The organism is Anaerotruncus sp. 1XD42-93 (assembly GCF_009917605.1).
In the GTDB taxonomy this organism is placed as follows: Bacteria; Bacillota; Clostridia; order Oscillospirales; family Ruminococcaceae; genus Anaerotruncus.
In genome coordinates, this window is record NZ_QZEG01000006.1 from 13,875 (window position 1) to 31,448 (window position 17,574).

20 protein-coding genes are annotated in these 17,574 nt (G+C 58.4%); 17 read left to right on the forward strand and 3 right to left on the reverse strand.

The genetic code is table 11. From position 1 onward, the window contains the following. Positions 1 to 28: 28 nt before the first annotated feature. The 14 genes from D5269_RS03740 to D5269_RS03805 all read left to right on the forward strand — a co-directional run bounded on the left by D5269_RS03740 (position 29) and on the right by D5269_RS03805 (position 8,644). Positions 29 to 1,048 carry a phage major capsid protein gene (locus D5269_RS03740; RefSeq protein ID WP_120485044.1) on the forward strand — a complete coding sequence of 340 codons (1,020 nt, stop codon included), beginning with the start codon at positions 29 to 31 and terminating at the stop codon, positions 1,046 to 1,048. Positions 1,049 to 1,061: 13 nt separating this feature from the next. Further along, positions 1,062 to 1,628, forward strand: a complete 567-nt coding sequence (locus D5269_RS03745) for a hypothetical protein (protein ID WP_120485043.1) — start codon at positions 1,062 to 1,064, stop codon at positions 1,626 to 1,628. Then, a complete protein-coding gene (locus D5269_RS03750) occupies positions 1,625 to 1,993 on the forward strand; it encodes a hypothetical protein (protein ID WP_120485042.1) in 369 nt (122 codons plus the stop codon). Before D5269_RS03745 ends, D5269_RS03750 begins: the two co-directional genes overlap by 4 nt. Further along, complete coding sequence (locus tag D5269_RS03755) at positions 1,971 to 2,411, forward strand: hypothetical protein (RefSeq protein ID WP_016317617.1); 441 nt, start codon at positions 1,971 to 1,973, stop codon at positions 2,409 to 2,411. The genes D5269_RS03750 and D5269_RS03755 overlap by 23 nt, the downstream gene beginning before the upstream one ends. 13 nt (positions 2,412 to 2,424) lie before the next feature. Then, positions 2,425 to 3,423, forward strand: coding sequence for a hypothetical protein (locus D5269_RS03760; RefSeq protein WP_016317616.1), 999 nt, complete (start codon positions 2,425 to 2,427; stop codon positions 3,421 to 3,423). A 14-nt stretch (positions 3,424 to 3,437) separates the two neighbouring features. Further along, a complete protein-coding gene (locus tag D5269_RS03765; RefSeq protein ID WP_016317615.1) occupies positions 3,438 to 3,824 on the forward strand; it encodes a hypothetical protein in 387 nt (128 codons plus the stop codon). Then, positions 3,821 to 4,195, forward strand: a complete 375-nt coding sequence (locus D5269_RS03770; protein ID WP_120485041.1) for a hypothetical protein — start codon at positions 3,821 to 3,823, stop codon at positions 4,193 to 4,195. Before D5269_RS03765 ends, D5269_RS03770 begins: the two co-directional genes overlap by 4 nt. Continuing rightward, entirely contained in the window at positions 4,192 to 4,761 is a 570-nt protein-coding gene (locus D5269_RS03775; protein WP_120485040.1) for a hypothetical protein, read from the forward strand. Before D5269_RS03770 ends, D5269_RS03775 begins: the two co-directional genes overlap by 4 nt. Before the next feature lie 13 nt (positions 4,762 to 4,774). Continuing rightward, on the forward strand, positions 4,775 to 5,152 hold the full coding sequence (locus D5269_RS03780; protein WP_120485039.1) for a hypothetical protein: 378 nt from the start codon (positions 4,775 to 4,777) through the stop codon (positions 5,150 to 5,152). Continuing rightward, the gene (locus D5269_RS03785; RefSeq protein WP_120485038.1) at positions 5,149 to 6,120 is read left to right on the forward strand and encodes a hypothetical protein; all 972 of its coding nucleotides are present in this window, start codon (positions 5,149 to 5,151) and stop codon (positions 6,118 to 6,120) included. Before D5269_RS03780 ends, D5269_RS03785 begins: the two co-directional genes overlap by 4 nt. A 14-nt stretch (positions 6,121 to 6,134) precedes the next feature. After that, complete coding sequence (locus tag D5269_RS03790; RefSeq protein ID WP_120485037.1) at positions 6,135 to 6,482, forward strand: histidine kinase; 348 nt, start codon at positions 6,135 to 6,137, stop codon at positions 6,480 to 6,482. Next, positions 6,479 to 7,516, forward strand: a complete 1,038-nt coding sequence (locus tag D5269_RS03795) for a baseplate J/gp47 family protein (protein WP_120485036.1) — start codon at positions 6,479 to 6,481, stop codon at positions 7,514 to 7,516. The genes D5269_RS03790 and D5269_RS03795 overlap by 4 nt, the downstream gene beginning before the upstream one ends. Further along, positions 7,513 to 8,061 carry a hypothetical protein gene (locus tag D5269_RS03800; RefSeq protein WP_120485035.1) on the forward strand — a complete coding sequence of 183 codons (549 nt, stop codon included), beginning with the start codon at positions 7,513 to 7,515 and terminating at the stop codon, positions 8,059 to 8,061. Before D5269_RS03795 ends, D5269_RS03800 begins: the two co-directional genes overlap by 4 nt. Before the next feature lie 106 nt (positions 8,062 to 8,167). Then, entirely contained in the window at positions 8,168 to 8,644 is a 477-nt protein-coding gene (locus D5269_RS03805; protein ID WP_120485034.1) for a hypothetical protein, read from the forward strand. Positions 8,645 to 8,704: 60 nt separating this feature from the next. On the opposite strand, the gene nifJ is transcribed toward D5269_RS03805, so the two are convergent. Further along, a complete protein-coding gene (gene nifJ, locus D5269_RS03810; RefSeq protein WP_037376460.1) occupies positions 8,705 to 12,385 on the reverse strand; it encodes a pyruvate:ferredoxin (flavodoxin) oxidoreductase in 3,681 nt (1,226 codons plus the stop codon). Positions 12,386 to 12,724: 339 nt separating this feature from the next. On the opposite strand from nifJ, the gene D5269_RS03815 reads away from it, so the two are divergent. From D5269_RS03815 to D5269_RS03825, 3 genes are all read left to right on the forward strand, one after another. Continuing rightward, positions 12,725 to 14,038 (forward strand): hemolysin family protein, encoded by a 1,314-nt coding sequence (locus D5269_RS03815; protein WP_158604921.1) that lies wholly within the window; start codon positions 12,725 to 12,727, stop codon positions 14,036 to 14,038. A gap of 302 nt (positions 14,039 to 14,340) precedes the next feature. Continuing rightward, complete coding sequence (locus tag D5269_RS03820; protein WP_016317604.1) at positions 14,341 to 15,051, forward strand: ATP-binding protein; 711 nt, start codon at positions 14,341 to 14,343, stop codon at positions 15,049 to 15,051. Further along, positions 15,041 to 15,760 (forward strand): tRNA threonylcarbamoyladenosine dehydratase, encoded by a 720-nt coding sequence (locus tag D5269_RS03825; RefSeq protein WP_016317603.1) that lies wholly within the window; start codon positions 15,041 to 15,043, stop codon positions 15,758 to 15,760. Before D5269_RS03820 ends, D5269_RS03825 begins: the two co-directional genes overlap by 11 nt. 385 nt (positions 15,761 to 16,145) lie before the next feature. Here D5269_RS03825 and rplQ read toward each other — a convergent pair whose 3' ends face one another. Continuing rightward, complete coding sequence (gene rplQ / locus D5269_RS03830) at positions 16,146 to 16,487, reverse strand: 50S ribosomal protein L17 (RefSeq protein ID WP_016317602.1); 342 nt, start codon at positions 16,485 to 16,487, stop codon at positions 16,146 to 16,148. A gap of 47 nt (positions 16,488 to 16,534) precedes the next feature. Beyond that, positions 16,535 to 17,491, reverse strand: coding sequence for a DNA-directed RNA polymerase subunit alpha (locus D5269_RS03835; protein WP_016317601.1), 957 nt, complete (start codon positions 17,489 to 17,491; stop codon positions 16,535 to 16,537). Between the last annotated feature and the right edge of the window lie 83 nt (positions 17,492 to 17,574).

The following is a 17,574-nucleotide window of genomic DNA, read 5'->3' on the forward strand; positions in this document are numbered from 1 at the left end:
CCACTTTTTGAATGGAGGAATCTTTTGTATGAATTACCAGAACATCAAACTCGACAAGTCGATGTACAAGTCCGGTGTGCCGTTCTCCGCCCAGCTCGAGAAGCTTGACCCTTCCGCAAACTATGCCGGAACCGATCTCGCCGGGATGGACGCCTTCCAGCGCCAGCTCAAACGGTTCGATATCCGGGTCAGCGGTGCAAACAGCGATCCCGTCTCCAAGTTTTTCAGCACTGCCGATTCTGCTGCCCTCTTTCCCGAATATGTCGCACGCGCGGTCATGCAGGGGGCGGACGAAACCGCTGCCATCAACAACATCATCGCCTCCCGGACGGTCATCAATTCGCTCGACTACCGCACCATTACCACCGCCGCCGGCCATGATGTGGAGGCAAAAGTCGTTGCAGAGGGGACGGAGATTCCGGAAACAGTCGTCAAACTCAAGGACAATCTCGTGAAGATGGTCAAGCGCGGAAGAATGCTTGTTGCTTCCTATGAGGCTGTCCGGTTCCAGCGGATTGATCTGTTCACCGTCACCCTCAAACAGATCGGCGCTTATATCACCAAGGCCCAGCTTGCGGATGCGGTCGATGTGCTCATCAACGGCGACGGCCCGGATCATGCCAACAACAATCCGGCTGCGGTGGTAGAAACCGCCGGTGCAGGTGCGCTCACCTATGCCGACCTGCTCAGCCTCTGGTCAGCTTTCGATGAGTTCCAGATGAATACGTTGATTGCTTCCCCTGACATGATGCAGAAGCTGCTGACCCTTACCGAGCTGCGGGACCCGGTCGCTGGGCTGAACTTTACCGGCAGCGGTATGGTCGGCACCCCGCTGGGGGCCAATGTGATCCGCTCTAAGGCGGTACCTGCCGGTACCATCGTTGCGCTGGACAAAAATTTTGCGCTCGAGATGGTCACTGCGGGCGAGATCGCTGTGGATGCCGACCGCCTGATCGACTCCCAGCTCGAACGTGCCGCTGTTACCGCGACCTCCGGGTTTGCAAAAATTTTTCCCGATGCCTGTAAGGTGCTCAAACTCAAAGCGTGAGGAGGTGGTTTTAATGCTGTTGGAACCGGTTATCCGCCAGTTTGCGCAGTTCGCGCGGCTGGACGAGGAATCCGTTGCTCCATGGATTCCGCTTTGCGAAGCCGCTGCCGCATGGATCGAGTCGATGCGTAAGCCAGTCGTTCCGCCGGAGGGGGAATCTCCTCCGGTGGGAGAGGGGAAGCCCGATGAGGGAATGCCTCCGGAAGGGGAGGAAGTACCACCCATCGAGGATGGGACATCTCCGGCGGGGGAGGAGAAACCACCCACGGGGGATGGGACACCTCCGGAAGAGGGAGAGAAACCGCCTGCGGGGGATGGGACACCTCCGGAAAGTGAAGCCCCCGAACCGGCAGACGATCCCCGTCTGGTGCTTGCCGCTGCGGGAGAAGCCTTTTATCAGTATTCGCTGGTTTCCTCCGGCGGAGAGGCGCAGAGCCTCAAGATCGGCGATATTTCGGTCTCCGAATCAAGCGGGAACGGAGGAAGCTCAGGTGCGCGTACTCTGCGGGACCTGCTGCTGGCCAAGGCTGCCGGCCTGCTCGAACCCGGGTTCGCCGGTCTCTGGCAGGTGGAAGGATGACCCCCGCTGCGCTGCGCGGGGCGATCGAACGGTGCGGCGAGCCGGTCCGTATCGTTCGGGATGGGGAGGTCTTCTCCTTCTTCGCCTGCATCCAGCCCCGGCCGCATACCAACCAGCTCGGCACCGGCGAGCCGGTTCTCCACTCCCGATTCGGACGGGAGGACCCCCGTCAGTTCTATTATTACGGTCCGCCTGACGGGGGTGGGGAACTGGTCGAGAGCGGCACCATCCTCGAGACCGCAACAGCCCGCTATCTCGTGGTGACCTGCCATGAATTCCGGTTCCGGGGGGAGGCGGTCTATCGCTGGGCTTCCCTCAAACCTGCGGATCAGGAGGTAGACGATGGAACAGTTTTTATCCATTAAACGGGAGTTCGCTGAACTGCTCGCCGGGCAGTTCTCCCCCTATGGGGTAAGGGTGACCGGGGAGTTCCCCTCGGAATCCCACCGCAGGCCGGGCGGATGTGCGCTTGCTGTCGGGATCGACGGGGTTGGATTTCCCTCGGTCCCGTCCGGCGGCAGCCAGATCCAGCTCACCCTACGGTTCGATATTCTTTGTCCGGCCGGCCATTCCCCCGGCTGCCATGAGGTGTTCGAGCTGCTCTGCGGGGTGCTCGTCCCAAAACTCGGCATCCGGGAGGTCCACTGCGGGACCATCTCGTACGATAGGGGATTCGATGCGTTCTGCATGACCGCTACCGCTGTACTCGATGGGATACTCGCCGGAGCCGACCCCGACAGCGGCTCGTTCGACCGGATCATCATTCGTGCAAACATCAAATGACAGGAGGGGTTTTATGATCCAGATTCCCAATACCATGCGGCCGGGCGTATTTATCAGCAGCTCGGTGCGCGCGGCCGCTTCCGGAAACGCGGTCAGGACCGTTGCCGCCGTGGGGCAGGCCGGTGCGGATGCGCCGCAAGGCTGTACAGTCGTCCATACCCGGGAGGATGCCGCCGCGCTTGGCGAAAATTCCGCGCTCCAGCAGATGGTTTTTGCCCTGCTTGACGCGGGGTGTGCGCCGGTGCGGGCGGTTCCGGCCGGGGAGGACTATGCGGAGGCGTTCGACGCAATTGCCGGGATCGAAGAGGTCCGGGTGGTCGTTTCGGATGGAGGCGGCGAGGCGTTCGCTGCACATCTCGCTGAATGCAGAACCGCCGGTCGGGAACGGTTCGGGGTGCTCGCGGTTTCCGAGCCGGAGGACGCTGCCGCAATCGCCCGGCAGCTCAACTGCGAACGGCTGGCGGTCGCCTGCGATGGTGGGTCCTGCACCCTGCGTACCGCTGCTGCCTTCGCCGCGCTCATCGCCCGTGAGGGCGCTGCGGGCTGTTACAACGGCGCCGAACTGCCCTTCTCTGGCACCTTCGACGGTTCCCTCTCGGATGGCCAGGTGGGAATGTTGCTCGCTGCCGGGGTCACACCGTTTGAACAGGTGGGCGGTGTGGTCGAATGCATCCGCGCGGTGACCTCCCACACCCTTACAGACGGGTTGCCCGACCGCACCTTCTCCGCAGTCTCTACTGTGCTCGCGGTTGATGAGGTGGTTTCCGGGCTGCGGTACGCGGTGCGCGCCCGCCTGCGGGGAATGAAAAATTCCTCCGCTACCCGCGAGAGCATTGCGTCCCAGCTGACCGTCGAACTCGAGGCGAGGCGTCTCGAAGGGGTGATCGACAGCTTTCTGCCCCCGGTCGTTGCCGCACACCCGAAGGACCCGTCGGTCTGCGTGGCAACCCTCTCGTTCTCAATCGCGCCCGAGATCAGCCAGATCGTGATTTCGGCTGAAATTTCTATCTGAATGGAGGTGTCTGTATGGCATTGGTTTCTTTTCCTACCAGTAAGGATGTCTATATCGAGGTAGACGGGAAGCGGCTCGCTGCTGCACAGAGCTATAAGGCCAAAACCTCCCGGGAAAGCCGGTTCGTCGAGGCGTTCGGCTCGGATGAGCCGGTCGGGACGGTTGGGGGGCGGGTCAAGTACCTGATCGAGCTTTCCCGCGTGGTCATCTGCGGCGGCTCCGCGGCAGAAGTCCGGTTCCACAACCTTTCCAACTTCAATATCGTGGTGGTGCGCCCTGACCGCAAGATCATCTATTCCGGATGCGAATGGTCGGGGGTCGATGAGGCAATCGGTCTGAACGACCTTGTCTATGAGACGGTCACCGCAGTTGCTTCCTCGCGGATGGAGGTTGCACTTTGAGCCGGGCCGGTTGTCTCCCCGAAAACCGGTTCTCTGTCCCCTATCTGGGGCGGACGTTCCGGTTCTGCCGCCGCTCCGCTTGGCAGGAGCTACAGTTTTCCGGTGCGGCCGAACGCCTGCTGGAACATCTCCCAGGGGCGGACCTTCCCGGCAGGCAGAAACAGGCGGTTGCGGGGAATGCGGTCCTGCTCTGGCAGGCGCTCGATGGGCCGGATGCTGCCGGTTCCCCCGAAGAGATCCTGCGCCGGTTCAGTGCCGGCCAGATCGCTGACCTCGTCCGGCTCTATTTTGAGCCGGACGGCGGCGGGGAGGTCTGGTACGATGAGTGCGGCGTGAATGCGGGGTTTTCCGGTGAGGAGGGTGCGGTTTGAACGGCTATAACGTCAATGCGGACCTTGCAAAAAATCTCGAGGTTTACGCCAGATTCATCGAGGCGCGTTCTTCGGTCACCACCCCGGAAAAGCTCGACGTCCCAATGGTATGGGGGATGTATCTCGACACCACCCGACCGGTCGGTGAGCCAAGCCGCCTTTCTATGGAAATCTCCGGTTCAGAGGTGCCGCAGCTGCTCTCCGCTTCGGCCCCGGATGGTGGTCTGCCTCAAAGCTTCCATGCTTCGGTTCGGAACCCTCAGCAGCCGCAGGCGCTGTCCACTACCCTGCCGGAAGCCCGGATTCCCGATGCGCTGCCTGCTATGACGCAGGAAAGCCGGCTCCCCGAGCCGCTCGCCTTTTCGGTTCGGGAAACCGCCGGGCCGGGGGAATCCCTCGCATTTGACGGGGCCGAAGCGGACAGCTCCGAGACCGCTGTTTCGGTGACCTACCGTACTCCCGTCAGCGGTGATCTCGATCTGTTGGGGCTGGTCAATGACCGGCTCAAAACCCAGGCGCGCCGGTATCCGCATCCGCTTTCAAACGAGATGGACGCTTTCGGGTAAAGGAGGACTCTATTTGACCAATTTACAGTATAAAAACCATACCTTCCAGCCCAATCCCCGCAGGATCAGTGTTTCGTATGTGCAGAATATCGCCGCGCATCTGCTGCCCGCTTACGGTACCCTCTCCCAGCCGCTCGGCCCGCGCTGCCGGGTCGTGCGGTGCGAAGGGGAGGTGTTCGACACCTCCAACGCTGACACCGCCGCTGCCAAACTGCGTGCCATTGCTGCGCTCTGTGATGACAGTGCATCCGGGATGCTCTATCTACCCACCGGCCAACAGTTCGAGGCGGTCGTCTCCCGGTTCAGCTATACCGCCCAGGGGGATGGGAGAATCCTCAGCTACGCGGTCGAATTTACCGAAACTGAGCGCAAGGAGGTGCAGGAGGAATGATCGACCCGGCAAAGCTGCGGTTTATCGCTTACGGTGCGAAGGACACCTTCACCTTTGACCACCCGGTCGAGTTCGAGCTGGTCAAGTCCTACGATTCGCCCGCCCAGTCGCTTGAGGCGGTGTTCCCCTACGAGCAGGCGATGAACACCGAACTGATGCGTCTGCTCCTCTTTCACGGGGAACAGCGGCTGTTCTATGGGCTGGTCGATGAAACCTGCCTTTCCCATACCGACGAGGGGCGCAGGCTCAAGATCGCGGCCCGCAGTGTGGGCGCTCTCCTCCTCGATAACGAGGCGGTCCCCAAGCTCTACACCAATGTCTACCTGCGGGAGATCATCTCTGACCATCTCAGCCCGTACGGATTTCCCACCGTCATCGGGGTCGATAACCCGTTTTTCAGCCAGTACCAGATCGTCAAGGGCACCAGTGAATGGGAGGCGTTCTCCAATTTCTGCCGCAGTGCTGCGCGCGGTACCGCTTATCTCAACGATGAAGGGGATGTGATCTGTACCGTCAACCCGCCGCGCGGGAAAACATGGAACATCTCTAACCGTCAGGAGGATGCTACCCACTACGCAAGCCTGCGGGTGGTCAACAACCGGTATGCGCCGGTCAGCAAGTTCCTCATCCGGGACAACGACGGCGCTTACAGCTACAGCTACACCAACCCGGAGGCTTCGACACTCAATATCCAGCGGATCCGCTGCCTGATCCCCGGACCAGAATACAGCGAGGGGACCGAGGGCGGCTGGCTGGATGGCAGGCTGCGGGTGAGAAGGTCGATGCTGGGCAAGCTGGTCATTACCGCGACCTGTCCCGGTCTGCTGGAGGCGGCTTTCGGTGACCGGGTCGATCTGGATGATGGGTACACCACCAGAAGCGGGCTATTCGTCCAGCAGGTGCGGCACCGCCTCGGGGAAGGCGGCTATACCACCACGCTGACCCTGCTGGATATCAACTATGTGTGAAAGGGGAGGTCTCTTTGGATGTTTTGCTGCGCGACGGGGATATGGTGATCGGGCACGACGGTTCCGCCCTTTCTGTCAGCGGTGCGCATGAGCTGCTCCAGCGTGCGGTTCTCCGGCTCGCGGTCCGCAGGGGCAGCCTGCCGCATGATCCTGCCTTCGGCAGCTATCTGCATCAGCTCGGCGGGGCAGGGGGAGCCCTCAACGAAAAGGCCCTTGCGGCCTGCCGGGAGGCCCTTGCACCAATGCCCGATGTGCGCGTCCGCTCTGCCGACTGCCAGTTCTCCCCCGATGCAGGACGGCTGCATGTCCGGGTCGGGTTGGAAGCCGGACACCAGAACTATCAGTTGGAGGTGACTGTATGAACTACGATCAGGAATATTACTACGAAAGGATGGCCGAGACCTATGCTGGTTTGACCGGCTTCCGCCCCAACCCCGCTTCGGATGTGGCTTTCCGGTTCCGCGCACTGGCGGTCCAGCTCTCCGCCCTCGCGGGACAGATCGAAGAGGCCCGTCTGGGGGCGTTTCCCGCGACCGCATCCGGCAAGACGCTTGATGCGCACGCCGCCCTTCGGGGGCTTTCCCGCCGGGAAGCCTGCCGCGCCAGCGGGATGCTGCGGTTTTCACGCAAACAGGCCGAAACTGCCTGTACGATCCCGGCAGGGTGCATCTGCGCCACTGCTGATGAGATCGAATATGAAACGGTTGCGGAAGGGCGGATGGAGCCGGGGGTTTCCGAGCTGCTGGTTCCCGCACAGGCGGTACATCCCGGTATTTCCGGAAATGCGGTCGCGGGTGCGGTCTGCCTGATCCGCTCCTACTGTGGGGAGGTCTCCGAGGTCGGCAACCCCGAGCCTTTTACGGGCGGTTCCGACTGTGAGGATGACATGCATCTGCGCGCCCGTCTCGAATCAGCCTGCCGGGAGCCGAACAATGGCGCAAACAGGGGATTTTATATGGAACACGCGCTCGCCTGCCCTGGGGTGTATGATGCGGCGGTCAGCGGCCAGGGGGGCACTGTGACTGTTCTGGTTGCCGCGGAAGGGGATGCGCAGCTCTCCGACGAAACGATCTCTTCCCTTTCGGAGCAGCTCAATCGGCTGCGGGAGCCATGTACCACCGTTGCCGTGGCACGCGCAGAGGTTGTCCCCGTCAGGATTGATGTTGAGGCGGCCGCTGATGCCGCCGGGCGGGAACAGATCGCCGGTCTGCTCGCCCAGGAACTGAACTGCCGCCGGATCGGTCAGGGATGCACCCTCGCGCGGCTGGGGCAGGTGATTATGAATAGCGGTTTCGCCGAAAATTACCGGTTTGTCCTGCCTGCCGCCGATCTCACCCCCGGTGGCTCCCAAATCCTGCGGGCAGGGGAGATCGTTGTCAGGGAGATGGTCGGATGAGCCTGCTTTCGCAAACCGCTGCTCTCGGCATCTACGACCTGCGGCCGGGCAGTATGATCCGCTGTGAGATCGAATCGTATCAGGCCGCGCTTGATCTTCTGCCGCCCCTGCTTGCATCCGTCTCCAGCCTGCCCGACCGGATGTCCTCGGAGCAACTCGGCAGATGGTGCGCACTCTATGGATTTACACCCCCGGAGGGGATGAAGGAGGATGCGGTACGTCGGGCGCTCGCCGAATGCATCCGAGGGTGCGGATGGACAGTCCCCGAAATTGAGGACTTTCTGGAACGGCTTGGGGCAGTCGTATCCATCGAAGAGCAGACGGGGCGCCTGATGGTACGCGGGGATTTTTCCCCCGGATTTTTTCCGGATGTTGAAACTCTGCTGCGCACGATCGGACAGCTCGCCCCTGCCGGGTTGGAGATTGCAAACGACCTCTATGGGCTGAGCTGGGATGCGCTCGACCGGAAAGACTATACTGCGCAGATGCTCGACGCCCGCGACATGACCTGGAACTGGTTCGAGACGTTTGCACATCTGCTCTAAAGTGTTTCGCTCATTGCGATGAGCGACCAAAGGCTCTGCCTTTGGAATCCGCCACCTTTGAAAAGGTGGACGAAACTTCTTACGATAACCGAGAAGGAGGGTGTTTATGGCAAGTACAAATATGACCGAGCATCTCAAGCTGAACCAGTGGATTGGGTCTGACAAGCCCAAGATGGCCGACTTCAATGCCGATAACCGCAAGGTAGATCAGGCGGTCGGAAGCCACACTGCGGATCAGACGATGCATCTCACAGAGGCCGAGCGCGCCGCATGGAACAAGGCGATTCCGATTGTCGGAGGATACACTGGGGACGGTACTCCCATGCGGGCAGTCGAGATGGGGGTTGCGCCGCGGTTCGGCATCCTGTATGCAGTGGACAAGGTACCGATCGGCGCGACCGCTACCTCCGGGACGGTGGACGTTTATTCGGGATTTTTTTCCCAGACCGGATGCTCCCAGGGATTGATGCTCAATCCCGGGGATACCGCTTTTACAGCACTCAACGTCCCGCAGGCAGTCTACGGGCGGGTCGCCAAGCTCAATGAAAAAGATGTGAAATATGTGTATATCCTCTTTGCGTAGGGAAACAAAAACCGCCGGTCCTGTTTCTCAACAGGACCGGCGGAACTGCGTCTTGTAGAATTATTCTACTTCGTAGAGTTTCTGGAGCCGCAGCAGGTGCTCGTACCGCGCCAGAGAGTTCTTCTCCGCCTCGGTGAACAGAGTCTCCGCACGATCCGGGAACGCTCTCGTCAGCGACGAGTAACGCGCCTCGCTCATGATGAAGTCTCTGTAGCTCGCCGACGGGGCTTTGCTGTCCAGCGTGAACGGGTTCTTGCCCTCTGCCTTGTTGGCCGGGTTGAACCGGAACATGTTCCAGTAGCCAGCGTCGACCGCTTTCTTCATCTCGCTCTGGCAGTTGGTCATGCCGCCCTTAATGCTGTGCATCTCGCAGGGCGAGTAACCGATGATCAGGGACGGGCCCGGATAAGCCTCTGCCTCGGTCAGTGCTTTGATCGTCTGGTTCATGTCAGCGCCCATCGCGATCTGCGCGACGTAGACATAACCATAGGACATTGCGATCTCTGCGAGGCTCTTCTTCGCAATCGCCTTACCGGAAGCAGCAAACTGCGCTACCTGACCGATCTGCGAGGACTTGGATGCCTGGCCGCCGGTGTTGGAATAGACCTCGGTATCAAAGACCATGATGTTGATGTCCTGACCGGAAGCCAGAACATGGTCAACACCGCCGAAGCCGATGTCGTATGCCCAGCCGTCGCCGCCGAATACCCAGACCGATTTCTTGGACAGGTACTCCTTGTGAGCGAGGATTTCCTGAACCAGCGCGCAGGCTGCGCAATCGCAGTAAGCCGCGCCCGACTCCTTCAGAGCCTGTGCATGGGCCTGCATCTCACCATGTTTATCGCCAAATACCTCTTTGCTGGCCGGGCTGGCGATGAACGCCAACACATCGTCAATCGTCATGAGGCCCTCTTCCAGAGCAGCAATATACTTTTTGGTCGCTTCCGCGTTTGCCTTGCCGTCGTTGACGGTATCCAGCCACGCCTGTGCCGCTTCTTTCAGCGGTGCATAGGTATGCTCAACCGCGATCAGCGCTTTGGTCTTTTCGATCATGCGGTCACGGATTGCGCTCTGGCCGAGCAGCATACCGAAGCCATGCTCTGCGTTATCCTCGAACAGCGAGTTCGCCCACGCCGGGCCGTGGCCCTCTTTGTTGACAGTGTACGGCGAAGTTGCCGCCGGGCCGCCCCAGATCGAGGAGCATCCGGTTGCGTTGGAGATATACATTCTGTCGCCGAACAGCTGGGTGATGAGACGTGCATACGCGGTCTCCGCGCAGCCTGCGCACGAGCCGGAGAATTCAAGCAGCGGCTGTTTGAACTGGCTGCCCTTGACTGTCTCGACCGCTACCGGCATATCCGCCTTGGGCGCGACCTTCGCAACCATGTAATCGAATACCGGCTGCTGTGCCGCCTGGCTCTCCTGCGGCTTCATCTCGAGCGCCTTGACGCCCTTCTTGCCCGGGCAGACGCTGACGCAGACGCCGCATCCCATACAATCGAGCGGAGAAACGCTCATTGCGAATTTGTACTGTTTCGCACCGGTCATCTCGAGGGTCTTGGTTGCCTCCGGAGCGGCTGCGGCCTCCTCCTCGGTGAGTGCGAACGGACGGATGGTTGCGTGCGGGCAGACATACGAGCAGCGGTTACACTGGATGCAGTTTTCAGGCAGCCACTCGGGAACCGCCACCGCAACGCCGCGTTTCTCGTAAGCCGAGGCGCCCTGCTCGAAGGTACCGTCCGCGTGCGGGACAAACGCGCTGACCGGCAGGCTGTCGCCGTTCATCTTGGAGACCGGCTCCATGATGTCCTTGACCATCTTGACCAGCTCGGACTTGCCCTCAAGAGCTGCGCTGTCATTTGTATCCTGCGCATCCGCCCAGGAAGCCGGAACATCGATCTTGACGAACGCAGTGCCGCCCGCGTCGATCGCAGCATAGTTCATGTTGACAACGTCCATGCCCTTCTTCTCATAGGAATGCAGGGCCGCATCCTTCATATATTTGATCGCGTCCTCAGCGGGCATAACCTTCGCGAGTGCGAAGAACGCCGCCTGAAGGATGGTATTGGTGCGCTTGCCCATGCCGATCTTGATCGCGAGGTCGATCGCATTGACCGTGTAGAGCTGGATGTTGTTCTTGGCGATATACCGTTTTGCCTCGGCAGGCATATGGTGGTCAAGCTCCTCGGGGCTCCACTGGCAGTTGATCAGGAACACACCGCCCGGTTTGACATCGTTGACCATCTTATAGCCCTTGACCACATAAGACGGGTTGTGGCAGGCAACAAAGTCTGCTTTGTTGATATAGTAGGGGCTCTTGATCGGCTTGTCGCCAAAACGCAGATGCGAAACGGTGATACCGCCGGTCTTTTTGGAGTCGTACTGGAAGTACGCCTGTACATATTTGTCGGTGTGGTCGCCGATGATCTTGATCGAGTTCTTGTTCGCGCCGACCGTACCGTCGCCGCCCAGACCCCAGAACTTGCACTCAATGGTGCCTTCCGCAGCGGTGTTCGGGGAGACCTCTTCCTCGAGCGAGAGGTTGGTCACGTCGTCGGTGATGCCGATGGTGAACTGCGGCTTCGGATCCGCCTTCGCAAGCTCTTTATAGACTGCGAATACGCTGGAGGGCGGGGTATCCTTGGAGCCGAGGCCGTAACGGCCGCCGATCACCTTGGTCGAGATGCCCGCCTGTGCAAGGGAGGTGACAACATCCAGATAGAGCGGCTCGCCCAGTGCGCCCGGCTCTTTGGTTCTGTCGAGGACAGCAATCGCTTTTGCGGTGGAGGGGATCGCTTCGATCAGTTTGGAGGAAACAAACGGACGGTAGAGACGTACCTTGACCAGACCGACCTTCTCGCCGGCAGCGGTCAGATAGTCGATGACCTCTTCTGCAACGTCGCAGATCGAACCCATTGCGATGATAACGCGCTCTGCATCCGGTGCGCCGTAGTAGTTGAAGAGTTTGTAATCGGTGCCCAGCTTCTCGTTGACCTTGCCCATGTACTCCTCGACCACTGCGGGCAGCTTCTCGTAGTACTCATTGCAGGCCTCACGATGCTGGAAGAAGATGTCGCCGTTCTCGTGGGAACCGCGCATCACAGGGCGCTCGGGGTTCAGAGCGCGTTTGCGGAACGCTTCCACTGCGTCGAAATCGAGCATCTCCGCCAGGTCTTTGTAATCCCAGATATCAATTTTCTGGATCTCGTGGGAAGTACGGAATCCGTCGAAGAAGTTGATGAACGGAACCCGGCCTTTGATCGACGCCAGATGTGCGACCGCGCCCAGATCCATGACCTCCTGCGTATTGGTCTCAGCCAGCATCGCAAAACCGGTCTGACGGCAGGCATAAACGTCCGAATGGTCGCCGAAGATGTTCAGCGCATGGGACGCAACCGTTCTCGCCGAAACGTGGAACACGCAGGGCAGCAGCTCGCCGGCGATCTTGTACATATTCGGGATCATCAGCAGCAGGCCCTGGGAAGCGGTGTAGGTGGTGGTCAGCGCGCCAGCGGCCAGAGAGCCGTGGACGGTGCCCGCAGCACCCGCCTCGGACTGCATCTCGACGACCTTTACCTCGGTGCCGAAGATGTTCTTCTGGCCCTTTGCCGCCCACTGGTCGACATTGTCCGCCATCGGGCTGGACGGTGTAATCGGGTAGATACCCGCTACTTCGGTAAACGCATAGCTGACATGCGCTGCCGCAGTATTACCGTCCATGGTTTTCTTTTTCCTTACGATTGCCATGTTTGTATTTCCTCCCTATTAAAAATAGTAACTAATTGGAAATTAGTCATGGAGACAAGACCCCTCACGGTCACTTCCCGCGAAGGAATCCATCTTCTTTAGATTTTACCATCTTTGTCCACTGTTGTAAACAGCATGTACAACAAAATTTATGATAATTTTCTGCAAAAAAGCGCAGATAAGACGAAAATTTCTTGTTTATTTATACACGCCCTTTCCGGCACTTTTTTCTTATTTTGCCCAACCTGCCACAAAAAATTGACAGCCGCCCTGAAAATGTTTATATTAGAGGTAATCAAACCTGTCTTTCAGGAACACTTTGGAGGAATTGAGATGATGGGAGACTATCCCAGTTGGCCGTTGATCCTGTTCCTGGCATTCTGCAATGCCTTTTTAACCGCCGGGCGCACCGCCCTCACCCAGCTGCCTGATGCAGAGGTCAAAAAGCTTGCTGCCTCCGAGCGGAAGAGAGACCGCCGGATCGCGCACGACCTCGAAAAACCTGCCGCGCTGCTTGAGGGCTGTAAGCTGGCGGGATTCTCCTGTACAGTTGTGACCTCGCTACTGCTCTGGTCGTATCTGGCGCGCAGCCTGTCGGCGCTTTTCCCTGTGGATGGCGCCCCGGTTTTCCTGCGATACACAGCGGTTTTTCTCGCCTGTGCGGTGCAGGTGCTGATCCTGGACGTGCTCTGCCTGCTGCTTCCCTACCGGATCGCCTGCCGTCACCCACAGCCGGTTGCGGCCGCGCTCGCCGGATTCTGCCGGACTGTTTCCCTGCTTTTCCGGCCGTTTGTCGCGTTCAACGGCGCGCTTGCCGAGCTGCTCGCCCGATTGGTCGGCTGTCCCGAGCCGCTTGAATCGGGGCAGGCCGCTGAAGAGGAAATCCGCATGATGGTGGATGTGGGCAGCGAAAAAGGGGAGATTGAACAGAGCGAAAAAGAGATGATTAACAATATTTTCGAGTTTGATGACCGGTGCGTTTCGGAGGTCATGACCCACCGTACCGATATGTGCGCCATCCCCAAAACCGCGACCCTTTCCGAAGTGGCGGCGCTCGCGCTCGAAAGTGGGTATTCCCGCATCCCGGTTTACGACGACAATGTTGATGCGATCCTTGGGATCGTCTATGTTAAGGACCTGCTCCGCTTGATCGAGCAGAGCAATGAGACCTTCGATCCTCAGAGCTATATGCGTCCGGCGCTGTTTGTGCCCGAAACCATGAGCTGTGTCGATCTGTTCAGCCAGTTTAAGGCAAAAAAGGTACAGGTTGCAATCGTAGTGGACGAATACGGCGGCACTGCTGGGATCGCGAGCATGGAAGACCTGCTCGAATCGATCGTTGGGAATATCCAGGACGAATACGACGACGAGGAAGAAGAGATCTTCAAACTAGGGGAGGACTGCTATGCGATCGGCGGAACTGTCCTGATCGATGATGTTGAACGGCTGTTCGGGATCACCCTTGCAGAGGACTCGGAGTATGACACGATCGGCGGGCTGCTGACCGACGTACTTGAACGGATCCCCGCCCCAGGGGAGCATCCGACGGTAGCGCTTGGCGAAGTGAAATTTACGGTCGTGGCCGTCTCCGACCGGCGGATCGTGCGGATTCGCGCTGAACGCTCCAAAACTTCCGCCCCCTCCTGAAGGCGCGGGGGCTCCACCCCTCGACCCCGCCACCTTTGAAAAGGTGGACGAAACTTTTAAACAAGGGGCAGCTAAAAAGGTGCTCCCCATCTGCCGGGATGGGGCCTGCGGGGAGGGATCGCTGACCCCTCTCTGCAAGGCGCATCCTGCCCAGGTGTCGCGTGAACCGCGCTTCGGGCGCAACGCCCGAGAAATAACATGCGCATGGAAAAGCCCCCTCTACAAGTCTGTGGAAAGTCTTGAACAAATTCCAAGGGAAAAATCCAGAAAACCTTTTTGGACATGGAGGAATTACTCACAATATGCAACAAATTTTAGGTTATATCCGGCGCGCAATCACCGAGTATGGGATGATTCAGAACGGCGATACCATTGCGGTCGGTGTTTCGGGTGGAAAGGACAGCGTTGCTCTGCTTGTCGGACTTGCCCGCGTCCGCTCGTTCATTGGCATCGATTTCTCCCTCAAAGCCATCACGCTGGACAATCAATTCAACGGTCTCCCGTCCGATTATTCCAAAATCCAGCAACTCTGTGATGAATACGGGATTCCCTACCTGATCAGGCGTACTGATATCGGTTCGATCGTCTTCGACACCCGCAACGAGACCAACCCTTGCAGCCTCTGCGCCAGAATGCGCCGCGGACTGCTCCACGACACTACCAAAGCCCTTGGCTGCAACAAAATCGCGCTTGGCCACCACTACGACGACGCGGTGGAAACCTTCCTGATGAATCTGTTCCACGAAGGGCGGATCGGTTGTTTCTCCCCGGTTACCTACCTTTCCCGTAAAGACCTCACGATGATCCGGCCGCTTGTCTTTGCCCCCGAACGGGAGATCCGCAACGCAGTCAACCGCGCAGGGCTTCCGGTTGTCAAGAGTGCCTGCCCCGTCGATGGATGTACCGCTCGCCAGTCAGCTAAGGATCATTTAAACGATTTGGAAAAACTATATCCAGGCATTACAAAACGTATATTTGGAGCAATACGGAGGGGGAAGATCAGTGGATGGTAACTGGTTGCAGCGCACCGAACTTTTGATCGGTTCCGAAGGGCTTGCACGCCTGCAAAGCGCCAGGGTTGCCATACTGGGGTTGGGCGGGGTCGGTTCTGCCGCCGCAGAAGCGCTCTGCCGGGCTGGTGTGGGGCATCTGCTGCTGATCGACCATGACCGGGTGGACCTCACCAATCTGAACCGGCAGCTTGTCGCTACCCGGGAGGTGGTGGGGTGGCGCAAAACTGACGCACAGGAAAAGCGTTTGCGTTCGATCTGTCCGGAAGGGGATTTTACCTTCACCCCCGAATTTTATCTGCCCGAAAACCATGCCTTCCTGTTCGACTGGTCCCCCGCTTTTGTGGTGGATGCGATCGACACGGTTACCGCCAAGCTCCACCTCGCACAGGAATGCCAGACAAGGCATGTACCGCTGGTAACCTGTCTGGGCACCGGTAACCGGCTCGACCCTTCTCAGCTCCGGATTGGTGACATCTGCGAAACTGCTAATGGATGTGGCTGCGGACTTGCGCGGGTGATGCGCCGGGAGCTGAAAAAGCGCGGCGTGACTTCTCAGACTGTCCTCTACTCCCTCGAAACACCGCGTAAAACGGTCTGCCCAGACAGCCAGAACGGACGTCATGCTCCCGCAAGCATTGCATTTGTGCCGCCCGCCGCAGGGTATTTGATCGCATCTTACGTGGTGCGCCGCCTGCTTCAACTGGTGTAAGAACCTTGCTAAAAGCCAAAGTTTTTCTCGATTTTTTTGCTCCGGGGAGGGGTCGGGTGCCGCTTTTTCCCAAAACTAAAGTTTTACTCGATTTTTTTCAAAAAATCGCGGGGTCGAGGGGCGGAGCCCTCGCCGCTCGCCGCAGCGAGCGGAACGCTTTATCCTGTGAAGCGCTTTTTTCGGGTGAATTGCCGCGAAGCGGCAAGAGGGGGCTTTTTGCAAGTGAAAAAGCCCCCTGTCAAACATACTATCATCGATACCCTTCAAAACAGGCACCTATTCGCAGAAATGTTAGATTTTCTATTTGTAAAAATAAATATAAATATTCCAAAAAGTAAAAACGCAGAGGAAAATCCTCTGCGTTTTTTCATATCGCTTATATGGTTCAAACCAGCTCGATAATTGCCATCTCTGCGGCGTCACCGCGGCGAGGGCCGATCTTGACGATTCTGGTATACCCGCCCTTAGTCTCCTGATACTTAGGGGCGATCTCGTCAAACAGCTTCTTCGCGACATCCTCTTTCGTTACGAAAGAGAAAATCTGACGCTTGGAGTGGAGGTCGTTGGTTTTAGCCGTTGTAATCATCTTCTCGGTCATCGCACGAACTTCTTTTGCCCGCGTGACAGTGGTCTCGATCTTGCCGTTTTCCAGCAGGAAGGTGACCATCGCCCTGAGCATTGCCATTCTATGGCTGGAAGTTCTGCCGAGTTTTCTGGTTCCTGGCATCGAATTTCACTCCTTACCCAAAACTTTGCAGGCGCCTGGCGCCCGGATTATTCTTCGTCCTTAGAAAGGTCAAATCCCAGTGACTGTAACTTCCAAATAACCTCTTCCAACGATTTCTTTCCGAGGTTACGCACCTTCATCATCTCGTCCGGAGACTTGTTGATGAGGTCCGCCACGGTATTGACGCTGGCTCTCTTCAGACAGTTAAACGCGCGAACAGATAAGTCAAGCTCTTCAATGGTCATCTCAAGCAGTTTATCTTTACCGGTATCCTCTTTTTTGTCCATGATCTCGGTTGTGCTCACCTCATCCGAAAGGTCGACGAAGTGATTGAGTTGTCTATTGAGGATCTTGGCCGCCAGACTCACCGCCTCCTTCGCGGAGATGGTCCCGTCTGTCCAGACTTCAATCGTGAGTTTGTCATAGTCGGTTATCTGTTCTACCCGGGTGTTCTCCACCGTATAGTTGACCTTCAGCACCGGGGTGTAGATACTGTCAACCGCGATGGTTCCGATCGGAGCTTTCTCAAGCTCGGTATGCTTGTTGCGGTCGGCGGACACATAGCCCTGCCCTTTGCGCAGCGTAATCTCCATCGAGAGCTTGGCGCCCGCATCCAGCGTGGCGATGTGCATACTCGGGTCGAGTATCTCAACCTCCGAATCGCATTCGATGCTTCCGGCGGTCACTTCACACTCGCCCTGGGCCTCTATTCTCACCGTCTTGGGTTCATCGCAATACAGCTTTGCGGTAAGCCCCTTGATGTTGAGGATAATCTCAGTTACGTCTTCTTTCACTCCCGGGATTGTCGAGAATTCGTGCTGGACGCCGTCGATCTTCACAGAGATGACCGCAACACCAGGAAGAGAGGAAAGCAGCACACGGCGCAGGGCATTCCCCAGCGTGGTACCAAAACCTCTGTCCAGCGGTTCCGCCACAAATTTGCCGTAACTACCGTCAGACTTGAGCTCGACCGTCTCAATCTTGGGCTCTATGATTTTGACCATAATGGACCCTCCTTCTCCGGCGGAAACTCAATCCCCGCCTTGTCATTCTCGTTTCCCTAAAACCTTGCGCGGTCATGCGGCGG